Annotated in this window: 1 protein-coding gene; it reads right to left on the bottom strand. The window is 58.9% G+C overall.

The features are described 5' to 3' along the window. Positions 1-50 precede the first annotated feature (50 nt). Entirely contained in the window at positions 51-1,217 is a 1,167-nt protein-coding gene (locus tag EB835_RS20145; RefSeq protein ID WP_168216815.1) for an IS1249 family transposase, read from the bottom strand. Positions 1,218-1,310 lie beyond the last annotated feature (93 nt).

Here is a 1,310-nt window from a genome sequence, read left to right as displayed (position 1 = left end):
GGGTTATAGGCCAAATTGTGTGTATGGGCAGGGCGTGTCGGCACTGGTCCTCACCGGGATCTGCCGCCCCAACCCTTCTGGATCCCGTTGCCATCTTCGACACTGAATCCCGTCCCGTAGAGAAGGCTCGTCTCCTCCCTCCCCGTTTCGGGTTTTACAACCTTTGGGACTCTGCGCGATGGTGTCCACGCTCGTGGAGTAACGAACGACCATGGGTCCTTGGGGGCCTCGGTACGCAGATACAACAGCCAATCGACTCCACGACGGGCATGATCGATGTCCAGTCCTCGATGGGCTCGTAGGAAGTCCTTGATCGCTTTGTTCGGTCCGCCCTCTAACGGGTTCGTGGTCTTCGCGATCGTGTAGCCGTCTTCGGCCAGTTCCAGCCACGTGAACAAGTGATTGTCACGGATTAACCCTGTCAGCAGGTTATGGGCCCGACGAGTCCGTAAATGCGTGTACCACCAGTGCTGTCCCGGCTTCACGTGTGCTGGTCGGGGTGTTCCTGCCCGTACTTGGGTGCGGTGTTTGAGGAACGATTCCCACGTCGCTTCCCACGACGTGAACGCGCCCATCCACTTCGCAGCCTCATCCAGGGTGGCCACCTTCGACAGCATCTTGTACAGGCTGAGCAGTTCCTTGTTCGCCGGTAGCACGGGTCGCATGGTCAGGGACCGGTGGGCGGCCTGTCGGATGTGGAAGTGACACCGTTGGATCCGGGTGGTCGGCCAGAGTCGCTTGATCGTTGTCGTCAATGGTCCGTTGCCATCGACGATCGCAGCTGCTGGGGCGGGGATGCGGTCGATGAGAGCTGTCCAGGACGCGTTCTTCTCCTGGTCGCACCATTGCCAATCGATGACGTGAGTGCCGGTGTGAGCGATGAGGACGCACCAGCCGTTGAAGTAGGTGCCATCGAGCATGATCTGGTCATGGACCTCACCCGTCGGGGCCACTGTGGGGGTCACGTTCCAGCACCATTGAGACTTTCGTGTGAAGGTGCGAGTGCTGGTGGCGAAATTGCCTCGTGGTTGTGTGCTGGTCAGCCATGCGATGAAGCGGGTGAAGTCTGCCTTCTTCGCTGAATCGGTGCGGGTCTGGATTGCTGAGGACCCGCAGTGTTTGCATCGCCATCTGGTACGTCCGGCACTGGTTTTGCCGTTCTTGACGAGCTTGTTGGCACATACACCACAGACGGGGTGATTTCTGGGATTGGGCACTGAACATGGTTGCAGAGCATGTTCAACCCGGTCTTGCCCTACTGACTACTGGGCAAACGGGCTATCCTGTACACACATTTCGGCCTATAACCC

This window comes from Brevibacterium sp. S22, assembly GCF_004745485.1.
Taxonomy (GTDB): domain Bacteria; phylum Actinomycetota; class Actinomycetes; order Actinomycetales; family Brevibacteriaceae; genus Brevibacterium.
Note: the sequence above shows the minus strand (reverse complement) of the source record. Positions and strands in the feature narration are given on the sequence as shown.